General features: G+C 27.0%; 4 protein-coding genes and 1 pseudogene. 3 read left to right on the forward strand and 2 right to left on the reverse strand.

What is annotated here, in order from left to right:
* Window positions 1-301 precede the first annotated feature (301 nt).
* Window positions 302-688 carry a hypothetical protein gene (locus ACMUOV_RS08355; RefSeq protein ID WP_413854683.1) on the forward strand — a complete coding sequence of 129 codons (387 nt, stop codon included), beginning with the start codon at window positions 302-304 and terminating at the stop codon, window positions 686-688.
* A gap of 173 nt (window positions 689-861) precedes the next feature.
* Window positions 862-1038 (forward strand): hypothetical protein, encoded by a 177-nt coding sequence (locus ACMUOV_RS08360; protein ID WP_413854684.1) that lies wholly within the window; start codon window positions 862-864, stop codon window positions 1036-1038.
* Window positions 1039-1264: 226 nt separating this feature from the next.
* On the opposite strand, the gene ACMUOV_RS08365 is transcribed toward ACMUOV_RS08360, so the two are convergent.
* Window positions 1265-1669 carry a hypothetical protein gene (locus ACMUOV_RS08365; RefSeq protein WP_413854685.1) on the reverse strand — a complete coding sequence of 135 codons (405 nt, stop codon included), beginning with the start codon at window positions 1667-1669 and terminating at the stop codon, window positions 1265-1267.
* A 1434-nt stretch (window positions 1670-3103) separates the two neighbouring features.
* On the reverse strand, window positions 3104-3664 hold the full coding sequence (locus ACMUOV_RS08370; protein ID WP_413854686.1) for a hypothetical protein: 561 nt from the start codon (window positions 3662-3664) through the stop codon (window positions 3104-3106).
* A 427-nt stretch (window positions 3665-4091) separates the two neighbouring features.
* On the opposite strand from ACMUOV_RS08370, the pseudogene ACMUOV_RS08375 reads away from it, so the two are divergent.
* Window positions 4092-5295, forward strand: a pseudogene (locus ACMUOV_RS08375) (hypothetical protein); the annotation flags it as partial.

Consider the following 5295-nt stretch of genomic DNA (forward strand, 5'->3'; position numbering starts at 1 on the left):
AAATTGAAGTTGAAAAAGACGAAAGAACAAATAAATTATATATAAAAAATGATTATTACACAAAAAATAAAATACAAGACAATGAAATTGAACTTGAAATTTAATGTTATGTTTTTTTGGAAGATTAAACTCTTAAACAAGCTTAACATATTGACATAATTACCAAAACATCATATAATTATTTAGCATAAAAAAATGCACATAAAATCAAAAGATGAAATAAAGAAAATTTTTTATTTTATCTTTTGATAATTTCACAATACGCACCCTTTACCTGTATATAGAGAAAAGGAGTATGTATATGACAAAAACTATAAATAAAACAACTAAAATCCTTTTGGCAGTTGCTTTTATGTTTGTTGCCATCATGGGAACAGCAAGTAAAATTTATGCAGCTGATACTTATAAAGGTACAATTGTAACATCAACAACATGGACAACATTAGCAGAATCTACTACTGGATTCAACAGAAATGTCACTGTATTTAATAGTAGTACAGGAACTGATGGATTAGGAATCTTAAGAGCAGATATCCGTATGTTAGGAAAAAACGGTAATGTTGTTTGGAGTGAAACAAAAGCTTGTCCGGGATATGGAACAAGAGAATTTTGGTGTGGCTCTGATGTTTACAAAATCCAAATCAGAGTAGCCTACGCGAGTGGTACAGCATACGCTTATCCATCGTAATTAAATATTAACAACACTAAGAACTAATTAATTGTAAAGGTGCGTATTTGTGAAATGGCCAAATTTTAGTTTTAACTAAAATTTGGTCTCTTTTGTGTCTATTGAAAAAAAATTTATATTTTGATAAAATACATTATATAAAAATGTCTCGCAAGATACGAGGAGGTGAACTTATGAATAAATTAAATAAAATTTTCTTGGTTATAATTATAGTACTTTTATTTTTATTATTTATAACATCTTACTATTTCATTTATTATAGAAACGCTTATTTCGGATTATCAAACGAAATGGTAAGACTTGTAGAAGAAAAAAACACAATCATTTCAAATGAATTTTCTCAAGATTAAGTTAATATTCATATTCGTAATGTGTCGAAGGAATTAATCATAAAAAAAGTGGATATGTCCACTTTTTTTATGATTAATTCCTTCGACCATTGAGCCGTTCAGAGTCGCTCCCCAGCGTTGCTCTTTATCCTCTCTTTGGCAATATCATTATATTGAGTTTATCTCCTAAAGTCAAGTAAACCGCCTTATTTAGTGTGTTTTGGGTTTATTACGATATGCTCTGGTATTATTTATCTTCAGATAATGATATTAAAAAATTTTGATATTTATCATTTATTGATTTTCGTTCTTCTTTCTCGTTTTCATATAATCCCTTAAAATAATCTACTTGTTTCTGCAATTCATTTATTCTTTCTTCATACATAACAGTCAACTTTTCATTCAACCATATTGTATCACTAATAATTGATTTTTCACTACTTTTACTATTATCACTATTCAACCTTTTAGATTTTCGTTTAATCTTGTTTACTCTCTTTTCTTTCAAATACTCATAACCTGCATTAGTTAATTCATAATCATCTGCAGAATTTTTTATCATATAACCTTTTTCCAATAACTCTGTTTTTTGCTTATAAATAGCCTGTGTTGATATTCCTAAATCTTCTGCAACTTGCTTTATTAAAAACATTTTCTTTCACTCCTTCAGATAAACCAAAATATAATTTTTAGTTGTTTAACTTTTATTCATTGTTTAATGCTTTTAGTTTAATACTTTTAGTAAAAAAAATCAATTTTTTCTTTTACTCTTACAACTATCTAACTTATAACAAACTTTAACATACATCTCACTTTGCACAAAATAAAGCTTATTAGCAAAGTTCTATTACTATTTTATATATTTTCTATTCAACTTTATTCAACTAAAATAACAATACCAGAGTGAGTAAGAGAGTGAAAAAAGCAAAGTAATCCCATAGACTCAAAAATTACTTTGCTTTTAATTAAACAATACCGTCGTTCGCTCGGTCGTTCAATGTTAGTAAAGTTCAAATATTTCAATTTGATACAACATAGTCTTTGCAGACAACACAAGTTAATCCATGTCATAAGTTGTAAATCCTCTTTAACTATCCCCCCCAAATTCTTTTTATATTGCAGGTTTTCGATTTGTATGAGATCCTGCTGACGCACAATTTATGCTACTAAAACACAAATAACGCGAGGCGACTCTCTGCATGGGCTCGTCCACACCCTTGTAATCTTATTTCTTTAGGTGTCAATTACTTTGCATTTTTCCACCTGCACAAGCATATTACTTATACTTTATTATTCAGTTAAATTGAATTAAAACAAAAAAACAAGAGAGTACTCTTTCAAGTACCCTCTTGGCAAAAATTCTCTTATCTTCTTTTTAGTTCTCTTTAAATTTTTTAAAGTTCTGTAAAGTTTTTTTAACTTCTTTCTTGACTTTTTTTTTATTTTGCATTAAACTAATTATATCGAAGGTAGGTTTTGAAGAGTATACCTTCAGAATATTTGCCTTTCGAGTACCAGTCGAAAGGTTTATTTTTTTATCTCGTATTCAATTGAAAAAATAATATATTAAAAATAAAAAAAAGTCAATGATTTGTTTTGACATTTTTTTATTTTATTTTTTACTATCTTCCTATTCGCACAAAAAAGAGCATTTTAGCTTAATAAATTTTTAAATATAAAATTATTCATATATCACTTAAAAACCGTCTCATTTTTTATTTTAGCAAGAATACACTACCAATATTATAGACAAATCACTAATTTTAGTATATACTTTTACAAGCTTCAGCAATGAAGCATATCCCTTTAAGAAAGGGGGTGACAGCATGAATGGCTATGCATTAGTATTTTTGTTACTACAAAAAATTGAAGAACTTCAAAAAGAGTTACAAAAATACAAAGACAACAATGGTAAAAACTAATTTATTTAGTTCAGGGAGACTCTATTCTCCCTGTTTTTTTGCATAAAAAAAGATATGTGTCTCTATCCACATACCTAGCGACAGATGTCTGGCTATGCACTCCAACTATCTGTATTTGTATTATAATACATTTTTTATTATATGTCAAATTTTTTCTATTTATTCTATTTATTAAAAAGTCTCGCCCAAAAGTTCCTATTCTTCATCTTGCTTATTTCTTCTTCTAATTTTTCTTTTTCTTGCTCTAATTGATACTTTTCTCCTTCAAGTTTGTGGTTTTCGTGAATAAACTCTTCATTTGATTTCGATAGTAAACTGTTTTCACTTTCTAACTGACTAATTTTTTTATTATCTTCAGCAAGTAAATACATTTGATTTTGTAACTGTTGCTTCTCTCCTTTTTCAGCTACAAGCATTTTCTGACTAAATTCTAATTGCTTTCTCAATTCATCTATGATCTTATCTTTATCTTCTAACTTTTGTAAATACTTTGAAATTTCTTTTTCCTTTGCAGCATTCTTCTTTTCTTTGCTTAATGAATATTCTTCAACCTTTTTATATGCTAATTCGTTATAATATTTCTTTGGAGCTTTAAATTCGTTTATTTCTACTTTGCAATATTCCTCTGTATTTATCTCTAACCTTTTAGCAATACTCGGAAAAGTATTAGGATTTATATTAAAAATGCTACATAAATCTTTTACACTATATTGTTTTTCTTCCACATAACCACCTCTATTGTATTATTTTTTTATCACTATACCACAACATAATCTTATTTGTCAATGTTTAGGCTTGTTATACAAATGATAATATACAAGTATAAACAAACGGTTAAAATAAGGCAAAACCATATAAATAATATAATTTTAATTATATTATTTATATGGTAACACTAGGGTAAAAAGACGAAAGTCTATTGTAGGGGCGAGTATAGCCCCTGCAATAACTATTCTTTAGAATAGTTATTGTTCAACATAGTTATTATTATAAGTATGTTGAATTGGGTTTTTAGGGTACACCCTAAACGAAAAATCCATAGAATATTTTATGAAATAAAATGTTCTATGGGTGATTTTTCGCTACTTTACAAAAGTAGCAAAGTATGGTATTGTATAATACAAGGCTAACACGAAAGGAATGTGATATAAAATGAGCGGATATTTAGATAGTAGAAAATTAACTAATGTAAAAGGAAGATTAAACTATATAACAGATAAAGATAAACAAGAAAATATTGTAGATTATTTTAATACTGCAGATGAAGATTTTTGGTTGCTACTTGCAAAGGAAAATAGAATAAGGCACAAAGAAACCAAAGCAGGAGGTAAATGTTGCGAAGCTAGAGAGTTAATAATTGGCATACCACAAAACTCTCCAATTATAGCAGAAGAACTTTGCAATATATTCAAAACTAAATTTGGAGTTGAATGTGCTTGTGCAATTCATCAAAACAACAAAAATAATGTTATTAATAGACATTGTCACTTAATATTTAGCGAAAGGCAAAAATTAGAAGTTCCAGAAATAACTAAAGAAAAAAGAGCTTCTAGGACATATTACTATGATGATACAGGTCATAAATGTAAGAAAGAAAATGCTGTTAAAACAGTAAAAAAAGGCACTATTCTTCAAAAAGGAACTACTCGATACTTTTCCGACAAAGATCCATTATTTAAAAGTCAAAATTTTATATACAAATGTAAAGAATTGATTTTAAAAGATACATTAAATATAGACTGGTCATATTGGTCTGAAAAGCAAAATAAAGCTCTTTCCGAAAAACACATAGGTAAGAATAATCCTAATGCAAAATATATTGATAGAAACAATAAATTAAAAGCAAAAATAAAAAGCATTTGTAATGCTGGAGACTTCATAATGAATAAAGATACAGGAGCTTCTTTTAAAGTGTTTACAGAAGAATTTCAAATTACAAGTTTTTATGCAGTAAACTATGAAGAGAATTTCAATAACTTGACTTTATTTAACGAAGAATTGCAATCGCTTTGTCAAAATCAAATAGAAATTGAAGTTAAAGAACATAATAAAATAAATAAAGATTTAGATACTTTAAAAATGGATTGTAGTAGAAGTGGTATAATGCAAAAAATACAAAAAGATATAGTAGATAAATATAAGGAAGAAAGCAACACCAACCTCAGACCTACAGTAATTGAATTTGTAAAAAACAAATTATCAAATATGTTTAAAAGAATAAAAAAACTTGTAAAACTACAAGATTATCTTGAAATCGAAAAAAAGAATCAAATTGAAGTTGAAAAAGACGAAAGAACAAATAAATTATATATAAAAAATGATTATTACACAAAAAATAAAATACAAGACAATGAAA

Source organism: Candidatus Ruminimicrobium bovinum, assembly GCF_902760015.1.
Lineage (GTDB): Bacteria > Elusimicrobiota > Endomicrobiia > Endomicrobiales > Endomicrobiaceae > Ruminimicrobium > Ruminimicrobium bovinum.